26 protein-coding genes are annotated in these 23163 nt (G+C 60.1%); 15 read left to right on the top strand and 11 right to left on the bottom strand.

The genetic code is table 11. The features are described from left to right. The first annotated feature begins 28 nt into the window (after positions 1–28). The 3 genes from D8U71_RS04275 to D8U71_RS04265 all read left to right on the top strand — a co-directional run bounded on the left by D8U71_RS04275 (position 29) and on the right by D8U71_RS04265 (position 2930). Positions 29–1612: a histidine kinase famiy protein gene (locus tag D8U71_RS04275; RefSeq protein WP_232245398.1), complete on the top strand. Its 1584-nt coding sequence runs from the start codon at positions 29–31 to the stop codon at positions 1610–1612. A gap of 90 nt (positions 1613–1702) precedes the next feature. Continuing rightward, on the top strand, positions 1703–1933 hold the full coding sequence (locus D8U71_RS04270) for a hypothetical protein (protein WP_071174678.1): 231 nt from the start codon (positions 1703–1705) through the stop codon (positions 1931–1933). Positions 1934–1952: 19 nt separating this feature from the next. Next, positions 1953–2930: an SDR family oxidoreductase gene (locus D8U71_RS04265; RefSeq protein ID WP_130887222.1), complete on the top strand. Its 978-nt coding sequence runs from the start codon at positions 1953–1955 to the stop codon at positions 2928–2930. Between the two features lie 14 nt (positions 2931–2944). Here the strand turns inward: D8U71_RS04265 and D8U71_RS04260 are convergent, their stop codons facing one another. The 3 genes from D8U71_RS04260 to D8U71_RS04250 all read right to left on the bottom strand — a co-directional run bounded on the left by D8U71_RS04260 (position 2945) and on the right by D8U71_RS04250 (position 4065). Further along, the gene (locus D8U71_RS04260; protein WP_177433318.1) at positions 2945–3466 is read right to left on the bottom strand and encodes a DUF4142 domain-containing protein; all 522 of its coding nucleotides are present in this window, start codon (positions 3464–3466) and stop codon (positions 2945–2947) included. A gap of 49 nt (positions 3467–3515) precedes the next feature. Continuing rightward, the gene (locus D8U71_RS04255; RefSeq protein WP_071174681.1) at positions 3516–3740 is read right to left on the bottom strand and encodes a hypothetical protein; all 225 of its coding nucleotides are present in this window, start codon (positions 3738–3740) and stop codon (positions 3516–3518) included. Positions 3741–3873: 133 nt separating this feature from the next. Continuing rightward, positions 3874–4065, bottom strand: a complete 192-nt coding sequence (locus D8U71_RS04250; RefSeq protein ID WP_016771242.1) for a DUF1508 domain-containing protein — start codon at positions 4063–4065, stop codon at positions 3874–3876. A 275-nt stretch (positions 4066–4340) separates the two neighbouring features. Here D8U71_RS04250 and D8U71_RS04245 point away from each other — a divergent pair, with 275 nt between their 5' ends. The 6 genes from D8U71_RS04245 to D8U71_RS04220 all read left to right on the top strand — a co-directional run bounded on the left by D8U71_RS04245 (position 4341) and on the right by D8U71_RS04220 (position 10024). Continuing rightward, a complete protein-coding gene (locus D8U71_RS04245) occupies positions 4341–5306 on the top strand; it encodes a glycosyltransferase family 2 protein (RefSeq protein WP_130887220.1) in 966 nt (321 codons plus the stop codon). A gap of 3 nt (positions 5307–5309) precedes the next feature. Continuing rightward, complete coding sequence (locus tag D8U71_RS04240; protein ID WP_130887219.1) at positions 5310–6020, top strand: class I SAM-dependent methyltransferase; 711 nt, start codon at positions 5310–5312, stop codon at positions 6018–6020. Next, positions 6017–6403 (top strand): GtrA family protein, encoded by a 387-nt coding sequence (locus tag D8U71_RS04235; RefSeq protein WP_024012011.1) that lies wholly within the window; start codon positions 6017–6019, stop codon positions 6401–6403. Before D8U71_RS04240 ends, D8U71_RS04235 begins: the two co-directional genes overlap by 4 nt. After that, on the top strand, positions 6400–8496 hold the full coding sequence (locus tag D8U71_RS04230) for a DUF6311 domain-containing protein (protein WP_130887218.1): 2097 nt from the start codon (positions 6400–6402) through the stop codon (positions 8494–8496). The genes D8U71_RS04235 and D8U71_RS04230 overlap by 4 nt, the downstream gene beginning before the upstream one ends. Before the next feature lie 75 nt (positions 8497–8571). Continuing rightward, positions 8572–9492: a LysR substrate-binding domain-containing protein gene (locus tag D8U71_RS04225; protein WP_024012013.1), complete on the top strand. Its 921-nt coding sequence runs from the start codon at positions 8572–8574 to the stop codon at positions 9490–9492. A 166-nt stretch (positions 9493–9658) separates the two neighbouring features. Further along, on the top strand, positions 9659–10024 hold the full coding sequence (locus D8U71_RS04220; RefSeq protein ID WP_016771238.1) for a 5-carboxymethyl-2-hydroxymuconate Delta-isomerase: 366 nt from the start codon (positions 9659–9661) through the stop codon (positions 10022–10024). Between the two features lie 3 nt (positions 10025–10027). Here the strand turns inward: D8U71_RS04220 and D8U71_RS04215 are convergent, their stop codons facing one another. Both D8U71_RS04215 and D8U71_RS04210 read right to left on the bottom strand, forming a co-directional pair. Continuing rightward, positions 10028–10963: a LysR family transcriptional regulator gene (locus D8U71_RS04215; protein WP_130887217.1), complete on the bottom strand. Its 936-nt coding sequence runs from the start codon at positions 10961–10963 to the stop codon at positions 10028–10030. A 177-nt stretch (positions 10964–11140) separates the two neighbouring features. Beyond that, the gene (locus tag D8U71_RS04210) at positions 11141–12313 is read right to left on the bottom strand and encodes a cyanate transporter (protein WP_130887216.1); all 1173 of its coding nucleotides are present in this window, start codon (positions 12311–12313) and stop codon (positions 11141–11143) included. A gap of 403 nt (positions 12314–12716) precedes the next feature. Here D8U71_RS04210 and D8U71_RS04200 point away from each other — a divergent pair, with 403 nt between their 5' ends. The 5 genes from D8U71_RS04200 (at position 12717) to D8U71_RS04180 (ending at position 17693) form a co-directional block, all read left to right on the top strand. Further along, positions 12717–14366, top strand: coding sequence for a phosphoethanolamine--lipid A transferase (locus D8U71_RS04200; protein WP_130887214.1), 1650 nt, complete (start codon positions 12717–12719; stop codon positions 14364–14366). A gap of 163 nt (positions 14367–14529) precedes the next feature. Then, the gene (rnd, locus tag D8U71_RS04195; protein ID WP_125925306.1) at positions 14530–15663 is read left to right on the top strand and encodes a ribonuclease D; all 1134 of its coding nucleotides are present in this window, start codon (positions 14530–14532) and stop codon (positions 15661–15663) included. Further along, the gene (locus D8U71_RS04190; RefSeq protein WP_016771234.1) at positions 15660–15953 is read left to right on the top strand and encodes a YcgL domain-containing protein; all 294 of its coding nucleotides are present in this window, start codon (positions 15660–15662) and stop codon (positions 15951–15953) included. The genes rnd and D8U71_RS04190 overlap by 4 nt, the downstream gene beginning before the upstream one ends. A gap of 105 nt (positions 15954–16058) precedes the next feature. Beyond that, the gene (locus D8U71_RS04185; protein ID WP_016771233.1) at positions 16059–16991 is read left to right on the top strand and encodes a D-2-hydroxyacid dehydrogenase; all 933 of its coding nucleotides are present in this window, start codon (positions 16059–16061) and stop codon (positions 16989–16991) included. A gap of 252 nt (positions 16992–17243) precedes the next feature. Beyond that, positions 17244–17693 carry a YcgN family cysteine cluster protein gene (locus tag D8U71_RS04180; protein ID WP_016771232.1) on the top strand — a complete coding sequence of 150 codons (450 nt, stop codon included), beginning with the start codon at positions 17244–17246 and terminating at the stop codon, positions 17691–17693. Between the two features lie 121 nt (positions 17694–17814). Here the strand turns inward: D8U71_RS04180 and D8U71_RS04175 are convergent, their stop codons facing one another. From D8U71_RS04175 to D8U71_RS04160, 4 genes are all read right to left on the bottom strand, one after another. After that, the gene (locus D8U71_RS04175; RefSeq protein ID WP_110645006.1) at positions 17815–18192 is read right to left on the bottom strand and encodes a DUF2892 domain-containing protein; all 378 of its coding nucleotides are present in this window, start codon (positions 18190–18192) and stop codon (positions 17815–17817) included. 81 nt (positions 18193–18273) lie between these two features. Beyond that, a complete protein-coding gene (locus tag D8U71_RS04170) occupies positions 18274–18744 on the bottom strand; it encodes an RNA methyltransferase (protein WP_007911337.1) in 471 nt (156 codons plus the stop codon). Positions 18745–18874: 130 nt separating this feature from the next. Beyond that, positions 18875–19246 carry a YajD family HNH nuclease gene (locus D8U71_RS04165; protein WP_007944009.1) on the bottom strand — a complete coding sequence of 124 codons (372 nt, stop codon included), beginning with the start codon at positions 19244–19246 and terminating at the stop codon, positions 18875–18877. Positions 19247–19295: 49 nt separating this feature from the next. Further along, a complete protein-coding gene (locus tag D8U71_RS04160) occupies positions 19296–19982 on the bottom strand; it encodes an MnmC family methyltransferase (protein ID WP_016771229.1) in 687 nt (228 codons plus the stop codon). 80 nt (positions 19983–20062) lie between these two features. On the opposite strand from D8U71_RS04160, the gene D8U71_RS04155 reads away from it, so the two are divergent. Further along, complete coding sequence (locus D8U71_RS04155) at positions 20063–20347, top strand: hypothetical protein (RefSeq protein WP_016771228.1); 285 nt, start codon at positions 20063–20065, stop codon at positions 20345–20347. Here the strand turns inward: D8U71_RS04155 and D8U71_RS04150 are convergent. Together D8U71_RS04150 and D8U71_RS04140 are read right to left on the bottom strand one after the other, a co-directional pair. Then, positions 20344–20817, bottom strand: a complete 474-nt coding sequence (locus tag D8U71_RS04150) for a cyclic nucleotide-binding domain-containing protein (protein ID WP_130887213.1) — start codon at positions 20815–20817, stop codon at positions 20344–20346. The genes D8U71_RS04155 and D8U71_RS04150 overlap by 4 nt on opposite strands. Before the next feature lie 236 nt (positions 20818–21053). Continuing rightward, positions 21054–23108 carry a S9 family peptidase gene (locus D8U71_RS04140; RefSeq protein WP_130887212.1) on the bottom strand — a complete coding sequence of 685 codons (2055 nt, stop codon included), beginning with the start codon at positions 23106–23108 and terminating at the stop codon, positions 21054–21056. Positions 23109–23163 lie beyond the last annotated feature (55 nt).

Genomic DNA, 23163 nt, shown 5'->3' with positions numbered 1-23163 from the left:
GAAACGGAGTCACTTAGCGGAGGTCAACTTGCCCAGAAAATCCAGGCCGATCGTCGACCGCGCCGATGCGGCGACCCTTTCGCAAGAACGCAAAGATGTGTTTTTCGCGGCGGTGCAGGTCAGCCGTATGGCCATGATTGTCACCGATCCAGCGCAGCCCGACGATCCCATCATTTTTGCCAACAATGCGTTTCTTGAACTCAGCGGCTACGAGCTGGAAGAAGTGCTCGGGCGCAACTGCAGGTTTCTGCAAGGCGAGCAGACTGATCGTTCCGTCTTGCAACAGGTCAAGCAAGCGCTCAAACATCAACACGAAACCTGCGTGGAGGTACTCAACTATCGCAAGGATGGCTCGTCGTTCTGGAACGAGCTGTTCATCGCGCCACTATTCAACGAGCGCGGGCAACTGGTGTATTTCTTCGCCTCGCAAATGGACGTCAGCCGCCGACGCGACGCCGAGGACGGTTTGCGCTACAGCGAGAACATGGAAGCGCTGGGCCAGTTGACCGGTGGCATCGCTCACGATTTCAACAATCTGTTGCAAGTGATGATCGGCTACATCGAGCTGATCCAGCACACCGCCAAGCGGCCGAGCATTGATCCGCAACGCATCGTGGTCGGCGCCGGCCACGCTCGCGCGGCGGCGGAAAAAGCACGTTTGCTGACCCAGCATCTGCTGGCATTCTCCCGCCGACAGCGGCTCGAAGGCCGGGTGATCAATCTCAATGCCTTGCTTGAGCGCTCTGCGCTGCCGACGCATGAATCCGCCGATCTGGAACCGCGATTCGAACTGGCCGAGGATTTGTGGAACTGCCGGCTCGACCCGGCGCAGGCCGAGATGGCACTGAATCATCTGCTGTCCAATGCCCGCGATGCATTGGGGCAGCAGCAACAGCAACAGCCCGTGATCACCGTGCAGACGCGCAACGTCGTTGTCCCGGACGCGACCGATCCGCACCAGGGCGGACTGGCGGCGGGGCGTTACGTCTGCATCGCAATCGCCGATAACGGCGTGGGCATTGCCGCTGACGATCTCGAAAAGGTCATGGAACCGTTTTTCACCACCAAGGAGGAGGGCAACGGTGCCGGCCTCGGTTTGTCGATGGTTTACGGCTTCGTCAAGCAATCCGGCGGTGTGGTCAAAATCGAATCGACACTGGGGCTCGGCACCACGGTGCGCCTGTTCTTCCCGGCGGATGACAGTCAGCTATCGGCACCTGGCTCCGCTGAAACCGCAGAAAATCTCAAGGGCACGGAGCGCATCCTGATCGTCGAGGATCGCGCCGAAGTTGCTGAACTGGCGCGCTTCGTACTGTCCGAACAGGGTTACCGGACCACCATCGCTGCAGACGCGAGCGAGGCACTGGCGATGTTGCAGAGTAGCGACTTTGAGCTGGTCTTCACCGATCTGGTCATGCCCGGTGAGATGAACGGGCTGGCACTGGCGCGGGAAATCACCCAGCGCTATCCGACCATGAAGATCCTGCTGACGACCGGCTACTGCGCGGACGAGTCGACGCCCAATGAGCTGGCTGACAATGAGTTCGAATTGATCGCCAAGCCCTACGCGCCGGTGGATCTGTTGCGCAAGCTGCGCTCGATGCTCGGCTGAAAAAACGAACTGTCAGTGAACGTTCGGCGTCCATCCTTAAGACCACATTGAGCAACCAGTGAGGGGACGATCCCCGAGGAGATGTTTGCTATGAGTGATTATCCGATGGACGAAACCGATTCCGATCACCGCAACCGCCAGTTCGGTCAGGCGCTGGGGCTGGATGCTGACGAGGTGGAGTCGTGGGTCAGTGCAATCGAAGAGGACGGCAGCGGCATGGGCTACGTCGTGCATTTTTCCAGCGAAACGCCGGTGGACGTACTGGCCAAGGTGCAAGGACTGGGCGATGACCTGATGATCAACATCGGGCCGATCGACTGAGCATCAGGGAGAACGGTTCATGCAGGAGCAACCTTTGGTGGTGATAAGCGGCGCCAGTGCTGGCGTGGGTCGCGCGGTGGCCCACCGGTTTGCCGCTGGCGGCTACCGTATCGGCCTGTTGGCGCGTGATCCGGCGGGACAGGCCGCCACGCAAGAAGAGCTGCAAGCGTATGGCGTTCAGGTCGAAGCGGTTAGCGTCGATGTCGCCGATGCGCTCGCCGTGCAGCAGGCCGCGCAGCAACTGGAAGCCACGCTTGGGCCGCTGGCGGTGTGGGTCAACGCGGCGATGGTCACGGTGCTCTCGCCGATAGAACAATTGTCCGCCGCCGAGATCGAGCGCGTCACTCAGGTGACCTATCTCGGTACGGTTCATGGCACCTTGGCGGCGCTGTCGTTGATGCGTCCGCGCAACAAGGGCCTGATCATCCAGGTCGGCTCGGCACTGGCCTATCGCGCCATTCCGTTGCAGGCCGCCTATTGCGGGGCGAAGTTCGCTGTGCGCGGTTTTACTGATTCATTGCGCTGTGAGTTGCTGCATGAGCGCCGCAATATTCGCGTGTGCATGGTGCAATTGCCGGCGATCAATACCCCGCAGTTCGATTGGGCACGCAACAAATTGCCCAAGCGTCCCCAACCGGTGCCACCGATTCACGACCCCGACGTGGCAGCACGGGCGATCTTCAGTGTGGTAAAGCACCCGCCGCGAGAGTTGTGGCTGGGGTGGTCGACGATCAAAGCGGTTGTCGGCCAATCGGTCATGCCCGGTCTGCTCGACCGTTTGATGGCGCGAAGTGCATGGTCCGGTCAGCAGACCAATGAGCCTGAAGACAACGAGCACCCGGACAACCTGTTCGAAGCGCAGCCGGATCGGCATCAGACCCGTGGCCGCTTTATCGGCCGCTCAAAGGACGCGGCGCTGGCCTTGACTTCGACTCAAGTGCTGGCGGTATCGGCAGTAATTGCCGTACTGGTGGCCGTGGTTCTATTACAGCTTTGATTGTTCCCCGTTAGTCAGGGGTTGACGGATTTCAGTGCGCCAGCGGAGGGCTTGAGTTTTTCCTGCAGGTCGCGGGCAGTTTTTGCCTGTTTCTCGATGTCCGGCAATGCGGATTGGGCGAAAGCCTTGAGCTGCGGATTTTGTGATGACATCGCTTCTTTCTTGAACAGCATCAGCTTTTGCTCAAGGGTTTCGGCCTGGCTGTCGATGTAAATGCGGTCGAACGAGTCATCCCTTGATTCAAGGCGTAGCTGCTTGGCTTTGGATGCCACCGAGGGTTCGGCGGGAACCACCATATGCTGGCTTTGCCCCAGCTGCCTGATTTGTTTATCGAAACGCTCATGGTCGGAGATCATTTGTCTGGCGAACGCTTTGACTTCGGGCAAGGTTGCCTTTTCCAAGGCGATGCGCGAACTGTTGTGCTGGAACAGGCTTTGCTGTGCCGCCTCTTCGATGAAGGCGTCGATAGTGTCTGCATGGCCTGGCTGGACGCTCATAGCCAAGACCGCAAGGCAGATCGCGGCGAGTGATTTCATGGCGCGTAACCTCCGCAGCATCGATGGATGGTGGCGGCCCGGGATCGGCTCATGGCTGCTGATAGTGGCCGGGGACGTTGTCGCCTTCGTCGGGCCTGGTGCGTTTCTGCACCTGGACGTCGCTCAGTGAAGCGGTCTTCAATTCGGCGAAAGCGGTCTTGACCAGGGTTTCAGCGAGACCCGGATCAAGGGTCTCGCCATCGTGGATCAGCGTGCGGCTTTGCGGCTGGTTGTCGACGATGAAACTGACGAGGTAGCGGTGCTCATGGGACATGGCTGAAATCCTTGGGTGCATGGCAGCAAAAATTGCAGTACATGCACCTTTGATGAACACCGCTGACAAGCATTCAAATAAACCCTTTGCAGGGCGACAGACGGTGCCGCTTTGCAGATGAAAAGGGCGTCGCTCAAATTTCCTTGATCGGCGTCTCGCCCTGTACGGCTTTGATCAGATTGATCACATGCAAGCAATCAGCCTTGTTCACATACGATTCGCCACTGGCCACGGTCTCGTGGTTGCGCGCGCGCAGACGCCAGCGCCATTGGCCTTTGCCAGTGCTCGGGGTGCCTCGGGTTTGTCGGTAGATTTCGAAATACATGGGGTTCGCTCCCTGCGATGGATGTGCGCGCCAACCTGTGTGGCGCATCGACGCAAGCCTAGCGCAGCGGGTTTTTTTGGCTATCGCGGATTTGTTTCCAATCGTTCGCGGATGTTTCTGAAAGACCCTGCCCAGAGCGCCGCGACTGCCCGGCGAATTGGCCGATATGACGCCGTGTCATGCTTGCACGTGCGTGCCTGCTACTGCTTAATACGGGACGGCTCATGGCCTCGAAAAACTTTCGATGACCGACAAACTATAAAAAGAGCACTCCTTTGACTGAGCACGGAACGCAACAGGCCGGGCAGGTGGCGTTGTCGCTGGTGATCCCCGTTTTCAACGAGGCCGACAGCCTCGACAGCTTTCTTTCGCGCATCGACGAGGTCTTTCAGGCGCAGGCGCTGATCGATCTTGAACTGGTCTTCATCAACGATGGCAGCACCGACATGACCCTTGAGCGCTTGCTTGAACGGCAGCGGCAAGACTCGCGTCTGCGCATCGTCGACCTGAGTCGAAACTTTGGTAAGGAAGCGGCGTTGTCGGCCGGTCTGCAAATGGCCGGCGGGCAGATCGTGGTACCGATCGACGCCGATCTGCAGGACCCGCCGGAAGTCATCTTGCAAATGATCGAGCGCTGGCGCGAAGGTTACGAAGTGGTGCTGGGTCATCGCGTCAGCCGCCGCAGCGACACGTGGGCCAAGTCGACCTCGGCCCACTGGTTCTATCGCCTGCACAACCGCATCGCCGAACAGCCGTTGCCGGAGAACGTTGGCGACTTCCGCCTGATGGACCGCTGCGTGGTCGATGCGTTGCTGACCCTGCCTGAGTCGCGGCGCTTCATGAAAGGTCTGTTCGCCTGGGTCGGTTTCCGCACCACTCATGTCGACTACGAGCGCCCCGAGCGCGTGGCCGGGCAAAGCAAGTTCAATGGCTGGCGGCTGTGGAACTTCGCGCTCGAAGGCATCACCAGTTTCAGCACCGAACCGCTGCGGGTCTGGACCTACCTGGGAGCGACAGTTTCGCTGGTGTCGTTTGCGTTCGCTATGTTCATTGTCCTGCGCACACTGATCCACGGCGTCGACTTGCCCGGTTATGCCTCGCTGATGGTCGCGGTCACGTTCCTTGGCGGTTTGCAATTGATCGGTATTGGCGTACTCGGCGAATACCTCGGCCGCACTTATATCGAATCGAAACGCCGACCGGTTTTTCTGGTGCGTCGCGTCTACGACCCCAAGGACTGACAGATGGATCTCAAGGAAACCGACATCCTCGGCGACAGTATCGATGAGCATTGGTATTACTGCTGCAAAGCGGCGGCGACCCGGCGATTGCTGGGTGACATGCCGATCCGGCGAATACTCGATGTCGGTGCCGGCTCGGGGTTTTTCTCGCACCATTTGCTGACCCACACCGACGCGCATGAGGCGTGGTGCGTCGACATCAGTTACCCCGCCGATGCGAGCGCCACCAGCGCGGGCAAACCGGTGCATTACCGACGCGGCATCGACAGCATCGATGCCGATCTGGTGTTACTGATGGACGTGCTCGAGCATGTCGACGACGACCTCGGCCTGCTCAAAAGCTATGTCGATAAAGTGCCTTCGGGCAGTCGTTTTCTGATGACGGTGCCAGCGTTCCAGTTTCTCTGGAGCGGTCATGATGATTTTCTCGAGCACAAGCGCCGCTACACCCTCGCGCAATTCGAAACCCTGGCGGGCGATGCCGGTTTGACCGTGCAGCGCGGCGCCTACTATTTCGGTGCGGTGTTTCCTATCGCCGCTGCGTTGCGCCTGATGCCTCAAGGTCCGCCGACCGCACAGCCACAGTCGCAACTCAAGCGCCATCACCCGTGGGTCAACAGCGTGCTCAAGACCCTGTGCCGGCTGGAATTGCCGTTGATGGGCAGAAACCGGCTGGCCGGTTTGAGCGTCTTCGTGCTGGCGCAGAAACCGTGATCGGCAGTGAGCGTTCAGCGTTGGTCCGCCGTGGTCTGCGCTTTGCCCTGACCGGGCTGTTCGTCACTGCGCTGCATGCGCTGGTGGCTGTGCTGTTCATCCGCTTCATCGCGCCCGAACCGCCGCTGGCCAATGGTTTCGCCTTTGCCGTGGCGACTGTTGTGTCTTATGTGATCAACACCACCTGGAGCTTTTCAGCTCGCCTGCACGGGCGCACGTTACTGCGCTTTGTGTCGGTCTCGGCGGGTGGTTTTCTATTGGCGATGCTGGTTGCCTGGGCGGCGCAAATGGCTGGGTTGCACTATCTGCTCGGGATCGGCGCGGTGGCCCTGACGGTGCCGGCATTTACTTTCGTTTTGCATAATTTCTGGACGTATCGATGAAGCCCTCGAACAGATCTTCAGCGTTGACGATTCTGCCGTTGCTGTTGGGCGTGCTTGCTTTTTTCATGGTGATCGGTCCGCGTGCACTCGATCCGCAGAACATTGCCTGGCTCAGCGAGGGCGATCCGGCTACGCATTATCTGGGCTGGGTTTTTTTCCGCCAGTCGCCGTGGACTTTTCCCCTCGGGCTCAACCCGTCCTACGGCATGGAGTTGGGCAGTGCGATCATCTTTTCTGACTCCAATCCGCTGCTGGCACTGCTGTTCAAACCGTTCAACGCCTGGCTGCCAGAGACGTTCCAGTATTTTGGCTTGTGGTTGCTCATCTGTTTCGTACTGCAAGCGTGGTTCGGCTGGAAACTGCTCGGCTTGATCACGGATAACGTCGTAATCCGGCTTCTGGCCACGGGACTGTTGCTGTTTTCCCCGCCGATGTTTGTTCGTGCCGGAGGACATCTGTCTCTGGCCGGGCACTTTCTGCTACTGGCGGCACTTTACCTGGCGCTGCATCCCGCGTTGCAACGGCGGCGGCTGGCCTGGGGCTGTCTGCTGGCGGCGACAGCTCTGGTGCATGCGTATCTGTTGGTCATGGTGGCGTTGATCTGGTTTGCCGATCTGCTCGGCAAAGTCATTTTTGACCGATTGACTCGCCGTGAGGGGCTGATCGAGTTCGGCGGTCTGTTCGCACTGGTCAGCGTGTGTTGCTGGCAGGCCGGATACTTCAGCATTGCCGACGGCGCCGGCAGTGGGGGGTTCGGTTTTTACCGGATGAATCTGCTGGCGCCATTCGATTCGGATGGCTGGTCGCAGGTATTGCCGGACATCCGCACCGGCGGCGGCGATTATGAAGGCTTCAATTATTTCGGCCTCGGTGTGCTGATGCTGTTACCGCTGGCGGCGGTGGCAGGGTTGCGCGGCGGGATTTCGCCGAGGGCTGCGCTGGGCGAGCGGTGGTGGCTGGTGTTCGCAATGATCGGCCTGACCCTGTTCGCGTTATCCCATCACATCGGTGTTGGGACGCAGACTTTCAACTATCCGTTGCCGACATTCATCGAGCGGCTGGCCAGTATTTTTCGCGCTTCAGGGCGCATGTTCTGGCCGGTCTTTTATGCAATCGAACTGTTCCTCGTGTACCTGCTTGTGCGGGGCTTTCGCGCGCCAGTTGCCATAGGGTTACTCGCCTTGGCGCTGGTGGTGCAGGTGGCAGATACGCACAACGGCTGGGCGGGGCTGCGCGCATCAAGGATGGTAGCCCCCGCATCGGACTGGGTCAGTCCGATGCGCGACCCCTTCTGGAACAGCGCGGCCGGCCACTACAGGAATGTTCGCGGGTTGCTGCCGCAAAACCAGCCCGAACGCTGGCAAGCGATCGCTGATTTCGCTGGAGCACATGGACTGAAAACCGACTCGGTGTACATGGGGCGCATGAGCATTTCGGCGCTCGACAAGGCGCAGCGCGTGGCTCGGCATCGGCTGCAAACCGGAGAGTACGAAGCCGATTCTCTATATATCCTGGACGATGAAGCGCAGGCTCTGGCGGCCAAAAGCGTTCACAGCGATAGCGATCTGCTGACCCGGGTCGATGACTTCGTTGTGCTTGCACCAGGCTGGAAGCGTTGTCAGCAATGTCTGCCGATGATCGATGAGGGGCGGGCGCTGGCATCCATCGCGCTGAGCCGTCCTGGCGTCGTCTACACATTCGATCGCAAGAGTCGACAACTGATCAAAGGCTGGGGGGCGCCGGAAGCGTGGGGCACCTGGAGTGAGGGCCATGACGCGGAAATGGCGCTGCGCGTGCCAGCGCAAGCTAAATCGATTTCGATCCAGGCGCTGGCGTTCGTCATGCCGCCAACTCTTGCTCAGCGAGTCATCGTCAGGCTCAACGGCGTTGAAGTTCTTTCGACTCGGCTGACAGCCTTTCAGGGCAATTCTCTGGAAATCCCGTTGAATGAACAGGTCAGGCAAACCCTGCCGGAGGATGGCGCGGTGAGACTCGAGCTGCATTTGCCGGACGCTGTCAGCCCGCGCAGTCTCGGAGTGAGCGATGACGCGCGCGTTATGGGCCTGGGCGTGGAATCCGTGAGTGTGCAGTAAATCGCGTAAACGCTGATGGACGTCGGGTCCCAGGCCTTTCTACACTGCCGCAATTCCGGGGAGCAGGGGCGATGGATGAACCGCAATGAACTACGCAAGGCCGACATCAACCTGATGGTGGTGTTCGAGACCCTGATGCTCGAACGCAACGTGACCCGCGCGGCGGAGAAGCTGTTCCTCGGCCAGCCGACCATCAGTTCGGCACTCAACCGTTTGCGCACGATGCTCAATGATCCGCTGTTCATCCGCGTCGGCCATCGCATGGAACCGACGGCCCGCGCCGAAGACATTTACCGCCATCTCAAACCGGCACTGGATTCACTGTCGGCGGCGCTGAGCCTGACCCGCGATTTCGATCCCGCCACCAGCACCATGACCTTTCGCATCGGCCTGTCCGACGACGTCGAATTCGGCCTGCTGCCGCCGCTGTTACGCGCGCTGCGCCAGGAAGCACCGAGCGTGGTGTTCGTGGTGCAGCATGTCGATTACTGGCGCATTCCCGACCTGTTGGCCGCCGGTGATATCACCGTCGGCATCAGCCAGACCCGCGGCCTGCCGGCCAACGCCAAACGCAAACTGCTGCGGCACATCCAGCCGAGCATCCTGCGTGCCGATGCCTCTGATACGCCGCTGACCCTCGACGAATATTGCGCTCGCCCGCATGTGCTGGTGTCGCACACGGCCAATGTCAGTGGCTACGCCGATGAGTGGCTGGCGGAACTGGGCCGCACGCGGCAGGTGGTGTTGTCGGTGCCGCAATACAGCGCATTGCCGGCGTTGCTGGCCGGCACCGACCTGATCGCCAGCCTGCCGGATTACACCGCAGCGGCGATGGCGGCGTCCGGGGCGCTGTTCCAGGAACCGTTTCCGTTCAAGACGCCGACACTGGACCTGTCGATGGTCTGGCTCAGCCACGTCGACAGCGACCCTGCCGAACGCTGGCTGCGCTCGCGGCTGGAAGCGTTCATGAGTGAACGGCCGCTGATTCCGTCCTGACAAGCACCACACCACCCTGTGGGAGCGAGCTTGCTCGCGAAGCGGTTCGGGAGGCGCGGGTGTGTAAACTTAAAGGACGCTTTCGCGAGCTGGCTCGCTCCCACAAATGACGCTGTGTGATTGTGGTATATGTACGCCCCCCGCATCCGCCGACTGGAGATCCGCAATGCCACACCTGCACATGGAATACACCGCCAACCTGACGCAGTTGAACGCTGACATCGCCCTGATCCGGCTCAACAATACGCTGGTCGGTTCCGGTCAGTTTGGCGCGGAGTTCGACATCAAGAGCCGCGCGATCAAGATCGACAACTTCAAGGTCGGTACGGCGCAGGGCGAGCGCGCCTTCGTCCATGTGAAACTGGCCTTGCTCAGTGGGCGCTCGGCGGAGATCAAGAAGCAGCTCTCGCAAAGTCTGCTGGCAGTGTTGCAGGAACTCTGCGAATGGCCGGCCGGGCTTGAAGTGCAACTTTGCGTCGAACTGCTCGACATCGATCGCGAGTCCTACAGCAAAGCCGCGATCGGCGTCTGACGCTCAGGCGTTTTCCAGCTCGCTGCACACCTGAATCACCTGCTCGCGCAGCCAGACGTTGGCGCTGTCCCGATCGGCGTTCTGGCTCCACTGCATGTCGAGAGTGAAACCCGGCAAGCCATTGGGCGCCTCGCAGTGGTTGAACACCGCGTCGTTGGTCAACAGACGCTGGATACGCCGGGGCAGGGTGAGGATGAAATCGGTGCCGGTGATCATCTTCAACGCGGCGCTGTAGCTGTTCGAGCGCGCGACGATCTGGCGTTTCTGCGCCTGCCGCGCCAGCCAGCCGTCGACCATGTTGGTGCTTGAAGTCCACGGCGTCGGGAACACATGCCGACGTTCGGTGAATGCTTGCAGGCTCAACCGCGGTTCGAGTGGCGTGGCGCGTTTGTCGAAGACGCAGACCAGGTCATCTTCCAACAGCATCCGTGATTTCAGATCCGCATGCTGGCGGTGAAAGTGCGGGCCGAAACTGATCACCAGATCGAGGCTGCCGTCGCGCAACTCTTCGGCCGGCACATCGGTCTCAAACTTGTGCATGTTGACCATTACCGGCAAGTCATCGAAGTCGAAGCGCTTCAACAGTCGCGGCAGAATCAGTTGTTCGAAGTATTCCGGCGCGCAAATGTTGAAAGTCACCGCCTGCCGGCTTGGGTCGAAGGCCGGGGCACCGGCGTGGCAGAGGTTGATGCTTTCGAGGATTTTCTGCACATGGCCGTACATGCTGCAGGCTTTGTAGGTCGGGCGCATGCCGGTGCGGGTGTTGATGAACAGTTCGTCTTCGAAACTGGTGCGCAGTTTCTTCAGGCAATAACTGACGGTGGACTGGCTGACGAACAGGGTTTCCGAGACATCGGTGACACTGCTCTGCTCGTACACGGCGACGAATACCATCAAGTCCTGCATGTCGAGCTTGCGAAGCAAATTACTGTTCAGCATGAGTTCCGTCTCGCTGTGCCCCCTTGCGCAGAATTCGCGCAAACGTGTGCGTACGATCCTAACGGAACGATGGTGCCAGGAGAAACCCTTGTAGGACATTTCACGGACACATGTGGGACAGAAACTTTTAGCAACACGACGTTGCCAATCTCGTGCGCAAAAGATGGCCAGAGGCCTCTAGCCCGGGCGAGGCAAGTGGCGCGCGTAGTGGCGAGGGTCGAAGCGCATCACCATCAGCAGCATGATCACCATCATCGCCGTCAACGCCCACCACGCGCCTTCGAAATTGCCCAGCCGATCGCGAATCATCCCTGCCAACAGCGGCGAGAGGCCGGCGATCAGATAACCGATCCCCTGTACAAACGCGGTCAGGCCACCGGCACGCTGCGGCTCGTCGCAATGATCCAGCGCGACGATCAGGCTCATCGGAAACAGACCGCCAATCCCCAGGCCCAACAGACAAGGCCACAGCAGGGCCAAATATTGCGGGACGAGTATCAGCCCGCAGAAACCGCCGATGATCAGCAACAGCAGAACCGCCACTATCCCACGCCGATAACGGCTGCGATTGGCGATCGCAGGCACTGCCAGGCCGGAAATGACCTCCATCGCTGTAAGAAAACCCAACAGCAGCCCAGCGTTCTGTTCACTCCAGCCTTTTTCCACGTAATACGGGGCGAGCCAGGCGAGGACACAGGTGTAGGACGCCGTACCGAGGCCAAAGAAAATCGCCAGCAACCAGGCGCGAGGGCGGGTGATGAAAGACTCCCGCCGGGTCACCGTTGATATGGCTTGCGCGGGCTGCAAGCACCAGACCAGCAACGCGACCAATGCCAACGCCGCCCAGATGGCCAGCCCCACGCGCCAGCTGCCGGCCTGCACCATCACCAGTGGCGCGAACGAGGCGGCAATCGCCGCGCCGCCCATGATTGACGTGACGTAGACGCCCATGCATAACGCCACGTTGTCAGCAAAGCGCGATTTGATCAGCGCCGGCATCAATGCCTGAATCAGGGCTATGCCAATGCCGGCCAGCATCGCGCTGACGATCAGCTCGATCGCCGAATCGATAAACAGCCGTGACACGCTCGCCAGCCCGATGATCAACAGCGACAGCAGCACCGTGCGTCGGTCGCCCAGGCGCCGGCTGATGCTCAGGCCGAAAAACATCGCCAGCCCCATGGCCATCACCGGCAGCATCGTCAGCAGAGAGGCAAGGCTGAAGCTCAACGGGATATCGCCGCGGATCGCCGACAGCAGCGGCCCGATGGCTGCCATTGAGGGGCGCAGATTAAGTGCGACAAGGATGATCGCGAGCATCAGCCAAGCGGCGGGGCGGGTGTGATTCATCGGCGGGCCTTTGAGTGCGGAGGCTGATGATTAGGCTTGGCGTCGCCGACGTCGGCAAATCAGAAAGTCGCGGGCCAGACCTAAAAACTCGATAACACCCCTGTCCCGATGTGGGAGCGAGCCTGCTCGCGAATGCGTTCCTCCAGACAGACATTCATTTGCTGACATTGCGCTTTCGCGAGCAGGCTCGCTCCCACAGAGGACATTGCGAAGTGCCTGAAACTGAATAAAACCTGAACCATTCTCAAATACTCGCAAACTTTCACGTTCGTACTCCGAGGCAACTAATCATTAGCATCTTTTTCACGAAAAATTGATCCATGGCTGCCTAAAGTTTGGCATGCCTCGGTGAACGAAATTTTCACACTTGACGAGGTTCTTCTTTCAGGAACAGTCACTCATCATGTTGAAGTTAAAAGCCGTGCGCCCGGAATGGGTGACGTTGTTTGCCAGCGCCTTTTTGTTGCTCGGTTTCAATCTGGTGCTTTGGCAACATCTGTTCGAGATCACCGCCGCCGATGGCAAGGGCATCGCCATGCGCGTTGCGTTTGGCGTGATGATCTTTGCCGCGTTCAACATAGTCCTGACATTATTCGCTTTCCGGCCACTGCTTAAACCACTATTGACCCTGTTGTTTTTAGTCAGCGCCGGCGTGGCTTATTTCATGAGCCAATATGGCGTGATGATCGATGCCGGCATGTTGCGCAACTTTGCCGAGACCAACGTCACGGAAGTGCGTGATCTGCTCTCATTGAAGTTGTTTGCTTATATTCTCTTGCTGGGTGTCCTGCCGTGTTTGTTGTTGTGGAAAGTTCCGGTCAGTTATCGGCGCTGGCATCGCGAGTTGTTCAGCAAAGTTATTGTCAGTGTTGCCTCGGCAGCGGTGATCGGTGTTGTCGCATTGGCCAACTATCAAGGTTTGTCGTCGCTATTTCGCAATCACCACGAAATTCGCCTGATGCTGGTGCCGAGCAATTACATCGGCGCATCCATTGGTTATCTGCAAGAGCAAGTGGTCTCGGCGCAGCAGCCGTTCATCAAGATCGGCGAAGATGCCCAGCGCAACCCCGACTTGCAGCTACAGCCACGCAAATCCCTCACCGTGCTGGTGGTGGGGGAGAGTGCGCGGGCGCAGAACTTCGGCATTCTCGGTTACGACCGCGACACCACGCCGCAACTGGACAAGGAGGCCGGGCTGATCGCCTTTACCGATGTCCATTCCTGCGGCACGGAAACCGCAGTTTCAATACCGTGCATGTTCTCCAATATGGGTCGCAAGGATTACAACGCCAGCAAGGCCAAGAATGAAGAAGGCTTGCTCGATGTGCTCAAGCGTGCCGGCATCGATGTGATCTGGCGCGATAACCAGTCCGGCTGCAAAGGCACTTGCGACCGCGTCACGGTGCAGGATGTCAGCAAGTTGCAGGACCCTGCGTTATGCGCCAACAGCGAATGTCGCGATGAAATTCTCCTGCAAGGCCTGCAAAGTTTCATCGATCATCTGGACAAGGACACCGTGCTGGTTCTGCACCAGATGGGCAGTCATGGCCCGGACTACTTCAAGCGTTATCCCAAGGAGTACGAACACTTCACTCCGGTCTGTGAAAGTAACGCGCTGAACAATTGCAGCCGCGAAAGTATCGTCAACGGTTACGACAACACCTTGGTCTACACCGACCATGTGCTGGCGAGCCTGATCGATGTGCTGCGCAGCAATAAGGACAAAGTCGACACCGCCATGCTCTATCTGTCGGACCACGGCGAATCGCTGGGCGAGTACAACCTGTTTCTGCACGGCACGCCTTATATGCTGGCGCCCGAGCAACAGAAGCATGTAGCGATGCTGGCGTGGTTCTCCGACAGCTATCAGAAAGCCTACTCGGTCGACACCCATTGCCTGCAACTGAGCCGGGACAAACCGCTGAGCCAGGACAATCTGTTTCACTCGATGCTCGGCCTGCTGGAAGTGCGCAGCAGCGTGTATCAGCCGGCGCTGGACATGTTTGCCGGTTGTCGCGGCGCGGTGATCGACGGCGTGTTGGCCAAGCAGTGAAGTGTTTCCTGCCCGTCGCGCCAATGCGACGGGCCTTTCTGTTTCTGCTGTCAGACTATTCTTGCTGACAGGCAAGACATTTCCTTACAGCTCTTGCCCTTCAAAGGCGCGTAAATCGTCGGTGGCGATATATACTGCGCGCCATTCTTCAAGGGAGAGCCGTGTGGCTATCGATATTCACTGGATTCGCGACAACGAAAGCCTCGCGCAGTTTTGCGCCGAGTGGCAGCAGCTGCCGTTCGTTGCCCTCGACACCGAATTCATGCGGGTCGACACCTTCTACCCGATTGCCGGCCTGTTGCAGATCGGCGACGGCAAACGCGCCTACCTGATCGACCCGCTTACCATCAACGCCTGGCAACCGCTGGCCGCGTTGCTGGAGAACCCGGCGGTGCTGAAAGTCCTGCACGCCTGCAGCGAAGACCTCGAAGTGCTGTTGCGCCTGACCGGCAGCCTGCCGGCGCCGTTGTTCGACACGCAACTGGCCGCCGCTTACCTGAACCTCGGCTTCTCGATGGGCTATTCGCGTCTGGTGCAGGAAGTGCTCGGCATCGACCTGCCCAAGGGCGAAACCCGCTCCGACTGGTTGCAGCGTCCGCTGTCCGAAACCCAGATCAGCTATGCCGCCGAAGACGCCGTGCATCTGGCCGAAGTGTTCGTCGAGTTGCGCCCCAGGCTGTCCGACGACAAGTTCGCCTGGGTGCTGGAGGATGGCGCCGAACTGGTTGCCAACCTGCGCCGCGAGACCGATCCGTACGAGGTCTATCGCGAGGCGAAACTGGCGTGGAAGCTGTCCCGAGCGCAACTGGCCGTGCTGCGTGAGCTGTGCGCCTGGCGCGAAAAAGAAGCCCGCGCCCGCGACCTGCCGCGCAACCGCATCGTCCGGGAACACTCGCTGTGGCCCCTGGCCCGCACGCAGCCGGATAACCTCGCGGCGCTGGGCAAGATCGAAGACATGCACCCGCGTACCGTACGTCAGGACGGTCAGTTTCTGCTTGATCTGATCAAGCGCTCTGGCAGTGTGGGGCCGGATCAATGGCCGCCGGCAGTGCCCGAGCCGTTGCCGATCGAAGCCGCTGCGTTGATCAAACAACTGCGCGCGCTGGGTCAGGCCGAGGCCGAACGCCTGGGTATTGCCCCGGAACTGATGCTGCGCAAGAAAACCCTCGAAGCCCTGGTCAAAAGCGGCTTCCCCGAGGGTCCTTACCAATTGCCCGATTCGCTGCGTGGCTGGCGCCGCGAATTGCTCGGCCAGAAGCTGCTCGACAGCCTGGCCACCGCCGGAGAACAGCCTTGAAACGTATTTGCTCCATCTACCAAAGCTCCAAGCGCAGCGGCATGTATCTCTACGTGCTCAAGAGCGATGCGCTCGAGCGCGTGCCGGATGCGCTGATGACGGCTTTCGGCAAAGCGAAGCATTCCTTCGATCTGGTGCTGTCGCCCGAGCGCAAACTGGCCAGCGAAGACATCACCGTGGTCCTGGAAAACCTCGACAAGCAGGGCTACCACCTGCAAATGCCGCCGGCCGAGGACGAGTACATCGAGCACCTGCCCGAAGAGTTGCTGCGACGCAACGATCCAGTCTGACCCGCGAGGCCCTGTCCTGGGCCTCGGTTAACCCTGGAACTGTTTTTACCGCGATGGCCGGCCCCAACCCGGCGGCTGTCTGCACGGTTTGCGAAAGGTTTGAAGATGCGCGTTCTGATTGCTGAACACGACCACGCGATATACGCCCGCCTGCTGCGTCAGGCACTGCCCGAGCTTGAAGTCCTGACCAGCGGCGACTCCGCCGAACTGGCGCGGCAGGCCGCCGATTGCCCGGTGTGGCTGGGCCAGCCGGATCTGCTCGCGACCCTGCTGCGCCAGGGCCATCAACCGCAATGGCTGCAATCGACCTGGGCCGGCATCACGCCGCTGCTCGCCGACGGCCTGCGCCGCGATTATCGCCTGACCCGCGCCGTGGGGATTTTCGGTCAGGTCATGGCCGAATACGTGCTGACCTACATCCTCGGCCACGAACGCGAAGTGCTGGCGCGGCTGGTCAGTCAGGTCGAGCGCAAGTGGGACAACCGCAGCGGCCAGAGTCTGGTCGGGCGCAAGGTGCTGATCGTCGGCACCGGTGACATCGGCCAGAGCGTTGCGCAGTTTCTACTGCCGTTCGGCGTCGAGCTTTATGGCATCGCCAGCAGCGCCCGCGAACAGGCGCCGTTTGTCGAAGTCGGCGCGCTGGCGGATCTGCCGCGTCTGGTGGGCGAGGTGGACTACGTGGTCAATCTGCTGCCGAACACCGAACACACCCACGATATCTACGACGCGGCGCTGTTCAAGCAATTCAAACCGACCGGACTGTTCATCAACGCTGGACGCGGTGTGGCAGTGGTCGATGCCGATCTGGTTGAAGCTTTGAAAGAAGGGCACCTGGCCGGCGCGGTGATCGACGTCTGCCGTCAGGAACCATTGCCGCAACGCCATCCGTTCTGGACCGCGTGGGGCTTGCTCCTGACCGGGCACAGCTCGGCACCGACCTCGCCGGCGCTGATGGTGGATTTGTTTGTGCAGAATCTGAAAGCGTATGAGGCGGGTGAAGCGTTGCGCGGCGAGGTGGATTTCACCCGCGGTTACTGACTCACCCGATTTCGCTGTGGGAGCGAGCCTGCTCGCGAAGAGGGCGTGTCAGTCGACAACAGCGTGTCTGACACAGCGCTTTCGCGAGCAGGCTCGCTCCCACATTTGTTTCAAAGTGCAGCCACCAGTTTGCTCAGCGGGCGGCGCTGGCGCTGACAAGCGGATTTACCGACAGTCGCCAGCGCTTGGCCCTTGCGTCCGCTGGCACTAGACTGGCGGCCTTTTCACCACCTTGATGTTGATGCTTGAGCCATGGCCGCCATAGTCGAACCGTTCTGGAAACGCAAAACCCTCGATCAACTCGATCACGAGGAATGGGAATCGCTGTGCGACGGCTGCGGTCTGTGCTGCCTGCAAAAGCTCGAGGATGAAGAAGACAACAGCGTCTATTACACGCGCATCGCCTGCAAACTGCTGGATCTGAAAACCTGCCAGTGCAGCGATTATCCGAACCGGATCAAGTTTGTCCCGGACTGCATCCAGCTCACGCCGGGTCAGGCGGAAGAATTCAAATGGCTGCCGCCGACCTGCGGTTATCGTCTGGTCAGCGAGGGCAAGGATCTGCCGTTATGGCATCACCTGGTGTGTGGCGACCGCGATGCGGTGCACCATGAGCGGATTTCCCAGTCCGGGCGCATGCTCGCCGAAGGCAGCGTGCCGGAGGATGACTGGGAAGATCATCTGATTTTTCGCGCGGGCTGATGAGGTGGTGGGTTGTTGAACCCGTAAAGATCAAAAGATCGCAGCCTTCGGCAGCTCCTACAATGGAAAACGTGATTCCGTGTAGGAGCTGCCGGAGGCTGCGATCTTTTGCTTTAAAGCCTCAGACGCCGGCTTTCGGCGAGGTCAGCGAATCATTGCCGGTAACGGTTGCCGTTTCGGTGGCCACTTCGGCATTGGTCTTCAGCTTGCTCAGCTCTTCCCCAGCGCGTTCGATCTTCGCCCGCACGTTGCTCATGTCCTGACGGCCTTTTTCCAGCAGGCTTTTCGCCGAGCAGTGCCCGGTAATGCCACGGGCCACGGCCATGCCGCCGAGCGCCACTTGAATCAGGCCGAACACGCCGCCACGGCGCAGGCCCTTGCCGACCATCAGCACGCCGCCGGTCAACGAGCCGACGCGCTCCCAGCCATGCACGTTCTTGTGCGAAGGCGACTGGAACGGGGTGGATTCGATGCGTTCTACGCGTTTGAGCTCGCTCATGGTCTATCTCCAGGCAGGGTGCGATTGATAGATAAGCTGACTGCCAGGGCGGTCAGCTTGTTCCATCGAATGTGCGACGCTTCAGCGGAATTTCGGCCCGGAGCGGGTGTTCAGGCCTTTGGCCATGCGGTCGTAGAGCACGACGTTGACCGTGGCGGCGAGGTTCATGCAGCCGGTGGTCGGGATGTACACGACGTCTTCGCACCAGTCGCGAATCTCTTTATCCAGCGAGCCGTCTTCCGGCCCGAAGATGTACAGGGCGCGGTCGGGGTGGGTATATTCCGGCAGCGGCCGTGCGCCTTCGACCAGCTCTACCGCAACGGGCACGCAGTTGAGCGGAAGGATTTTTTTCAGGTCGTCGATGCCGATCAGCGGGATGTCGTAGTGCACGCGTTTGGTGTCGGTGACGAAGTCGGCGGCGCGTTCATAACGCTTGCCGGTGTAGAACACCGACGCCACGCCGTAACAGCCTGCGGCGCGCATCACCGAACCGACGTTCTCCGGTGATTTTGGGTTATACAAACCAATGCAGCTGTACCGTTTGTCTGCCACGAGCGGGGTGCCTTCGGGAAAAAGAGGGCGATTATACGGGGATAAGATCAAAAGATCGCAGCCTCCGGCAGCTCCTACAGTCTAATGGCGTACACCGTGTAGGAGCTGCCGAAGGCTGCGATCTTTGCTTTTAATCTTCTTTTTTCATTAAGCCAGCCAGGGCCGCAAACGGGTTATGCGTGGCCTTGGCGATCTTCGGTGTGCTCAGCGAGCCCTCGCCGAAATACTGCTGATCGGTGTAACGCGAGTGTTCGTTGTCGTGGCAATACAGGCACAACAGCTCCCAGTTCGAGCCGTCCTGCGGGTTGTTGTCGTGGTTGTGGTCGCGGTGGTGGACGGTCAGTTCGCTCAGGCGCTTGCCGGAAAACTCGCGGGCGCAGCGGCCGCAGACGTGCGGGTACATCTTCAGGGCCTTGTCGCGGTAGCCCATTTCCTTGTCGCGCTGGTTGTCGGCGAGGATGCGGTCCAGCTTCGACGTGTTGGTGGGGGTGGACGAACTCATGGGTTCACCTTTGCAGAAAGACTGATGACGGTTATGCGCAGAGTTTAGCTCAGCCCTTGAGCTTCTCGGCAATCCAGATCGTGTGGCGGGTGCCCTTGTTGCCGTGGGCGAAGACCTGGACTTCTTCGGCCTTGAAACCGGCCTTCTTCAATTTGTCGGAAAACTGCCGGTCGGCGCTGGCCGACCACACCGCGAGCACGCCTTTGGGGCGCAGGGCCTTGGCGCAGGCATTCAGACCAGCGGCGGAGTACAGCCAACTGTTGGCCTTCTGGGTCAGACCTTCAGGGCCGTTGTCGACGTCGAGCATGATCGCGTCGAAACCGTTCGGCTCGCTTTGCAGCACGTTGGCCACATCTTCCATGCGGATCACCGTGCGCGGATCGAGCAATGGCCGACCGGACTTCTCCCCGAGCGGGCCGCGATTCCACTCGACTACGCCGGGCACCAGCTCAGCGACCACCACTTCGGCGGACTTGCCCAGGTGCTTGAGTGCCGAGGCGAGGGTGAAACCCATGCCCAGGCCACCGATCAACACCCGCGAATTCGGCCGGCCGGCGACCTTGCGGCAGGGAATCTCGGCAAGCGCATCTTCAGAACCGTGCATGCGCGTGTTCATCAACTGTCCGCCGTCGCCGCCCTGGATCTTGATGACGAAATCCTCGCCATACTCGAACAGGCACAGGGCACCGCCGTTTTCAGGGATCGGGGTGGTGTCGAGCAGAACGAAACGTTTCATGGAAATCTCTAAAGGGGGGAAGGCAAGCAGGCGCGTTGGGAGTAGCCTGAGCACAGACTAAAGGCCAAACGGAGCCCTTGATGAAGCGCACCATTCTAACGGTCATTACCCTGGCCGCGCTCGCGATTACTGCGGTGCAGGCCCAGCAGAGCGTTCCGGTCAGCCCGACGCCGCAACCCGGTTCGCCCGGCACTGCGACGCCGACGCCGTATCCGCAGATCACCCCGATCACCCTGCCCAAGTCGGGCGCCGGCAGCGGCAGCCCGCCGCTGGTACCGATCGAGATGCCCAGCCCGCCGAGCAAGGATCAACCTGTGCCGGGTATCGAGCCGAACGGCAACAAGGTCAAGTCCCCCGGCGGTTAAACCTGTTGTGCGGCGAGTTGGCCGTCGGCCATGCGCAGGCGTTTGGACAGCGAGACGGCGAGGGCGCGGATGATTTTTGCGGCGATTTTCGGTGCGTCGTTGAGCATTTTCTCCAGCGAGTCCTTGCCCAGGTTGAGCAACTGACAATTGCTCGCCGCGATGCATGTGGCCGAACGGCGTTCGCCATCAAGCACGGCCATTTCACCGAAGGCCCGGCCGCTGCGCAGGGTGGCCATGGTGATCACCTGGCCGTCAGCGCTGGTTTTCTGCACGGCGACCTGGCCGGTGTGGATGATGCACATGAAACTGCCGGCATCACCCTCGCGAAAAATCGCCTCGCCCTCAGCCACGGTGCTGATGCTGAAGTAACCGGAAGCGGCCGCAAAGTCGGCCAGTTGCAATTGATCGAACAGGCCACAGTCCATCAGCCAGTCGCGAATTTCGTTGTTCAGAAAGGTCGGTTCAGACATGTCGATGCGGTCTTTTTGTTATCACATTTCAAGGCTATACACGGATCCCGTAGGAATGGGCTTTTGTGGCGAGGGGATTTATCCCCGCTCGGCTGCGCAGCAGTCGCAAATCCTGCCAACTCGGTGCTTCAGGAATACTGAGTTTGCAGGGTTTGGGGCCGCTTCGCAGCCCAACGGGGATAAATCCCCTCGCCACAAGGGTCTGCAGTTAAGACCCAAGCCACCCACAGAGTTCCTCAGGCAATTCCCAAAACCTTGAACACAAATGCATATTCGAGCGCTACGTCACGTAATCCCTGATAGCGCCCGCTCATGCCGCCATGCCCAGCACCCAATTCAGTCTTGAGCAGCAGCACATTGTCGTCGGTCTTGGTCGCGCGCAATTTCGCCACCCACTTGGCCGCCTCCCAATACTGCACACGGCTGTCGTTGTAACCGGCGATCACCAGCAGTGGCGGATAAGCCTGCGCGGTGACGTTTTCGTACGGCGCGTAAGCCTTGATCCGATCATAGACGTCCGGTTCTTCCGGGTTGCCCCATTCGTCGTATTCGGTGACGGTCAGCGGCAGCTCGGGGTCGAGCATGGTGTTGAGCACGTCAACGAACGGCACTTCGGCAATCGCCACGCCGAACAGATCCGGGCGCTGGTTGAGCACCGCGCCGATCAGCAGGCCACCGGCGCTGCCGCCGCTGATCGCCAGTTTCTCCGCCGTGGTGATGCCGTTGAGAATCAGGAATTCGGCGCAAGCGATGAAGTCGCTGAAGGTGTTGTGTTTGTGTTCCTGCTTGCCGGCGCGATACCAGGCTTCGCCCAATTCACCACCACCACGTACGTGAGCGATGGCGAAGGCCATGCCGCGATCGAGCAGGCTCAGGCGTGCATGGGAAAACCACGGATCGAGGCTGGAACCGTAAGCGCCGTAACCATACAGATACAGCGGCACCGGTTTACCGACCATCTCGCGCTTCATCACCAGACTGATCGGCACCTGCGTGCCGTCCGGGGCGGTGGCCCATAGACGTTGGCTGACATAGGCGTCGGCATCAAATTGGCCGAGTACCGGAGTTTCCTTGAGCACCGTTTGCTCGCCGCTGGCGAGGATCAACTGGCGCACCTGAGCCGGGCGATTCAACGCTTCGTAGCGCAAGCGAATGCGATCGCTCTCGAATTCCAGGCTGTTTTGCACATGCAGACTGTAGGCCGCATCGGGCAACTGCACGCGATACGACGCCTGGCCCTGCGGGTGAACCTCGATGATCGGCAGACCACCTTCGCGCAGGCTCAAGGTCATAGCCTCTGCGTTGAGGCTGACGCCGTCGAGCATCACTTCTTCGTTGTGCGGGATAAGGTTCTGCCACTCGGCCTCGCTTGGCGGCACGCCAGTGTCCGGGGCCTGATACAGAGCGAAGTTGATGCCGTCGCGGTTGGTGCGGATAAACCAGGTCCAGACGCCATCGAGCAGGCCGTGGTCGACGTCGTATTCGTGATCTTCGACCCGTGGCGCCAGGCAGCTGAACGGCAGATGCGGCTGATTGGCTTCCAGCGCCCAGACTTCACTGGTGGTCTTGCTGCCCAGCGACAGCAGCAATTGCTGTTCGGAGCTGGCGCGGTAGCAATGCAGGAAGAACCGCCCATCCGGCTCGTGAAAAACCTCTTCAGCGGCAGTGCCATCGAGGCGATAGCGGAACAGTTTATGCGGGCGATGGGTGTCGTCGAGCACGCCGAAAAACAGGGTCAGGCTGTCGTTGGCCCAGGTCATGCTGCCGTCGCAGTCCTCGAATTCCAGTTCGCTGACCCTGTCGTTGGACAGCTCTTTGACGAACAGCGTGTAGATCTCGTCGCCCGAAGCATCGACGCTGTAGGCCAGGCGCTGGTGATCGGGGCTGATGCTGAAAGCACCGAGCGAGAAGAAGCCGCCATTGGCCAGCGCATTCGGGTCGAGCAGCAATTGTTCGCGGCTTTCATCGAGGGTCAGGCTGTCGTCGGCAGGACGCGGGCAGCGGTAGTGCCGGGCGTATTCGTCACCGGCGGTGGTGCGCGTGTAATACAGATACGGGCCCCAAGGCGAGGGCAGGGACAGATCAGTCTCGAGAATCCGTCCCTTGATCTCATTGAACAGGCTTTCACGCAGCTCGGCCTGATCGGCGGTTTGCGCTTCCTGATAAGCGTTTTCAGCCTTGAGGTAGTCGAGCACCGCGTCGGTGTCGCGCTCCTGCAGCCAGGCATACGGGTCGGCGCCGGGCGCCCGCTGGGCAATCGGGGCAGTCATGACATTGGCGGATTGGGGCATGGAAGGCTCTCGGACAATATTCGGAATTGGGTTGTTCGCAGGTCTTGAAAGCGCC

The organism is Pseudomonas sp. Sample_21, assembly GCF_004307525.1.
GTDB lineage: Bacteria > Pseudomonadota > Gammaproteobacteria > Pseudomonadales > Pseudomonadaceae > Aquipseudomonas > Aquipseudomonas atacamensis.
Note: the sequence above shows the minus strand (reverse complement) of the source record. Positions and strands in the feature narration are given on the sequence as shown.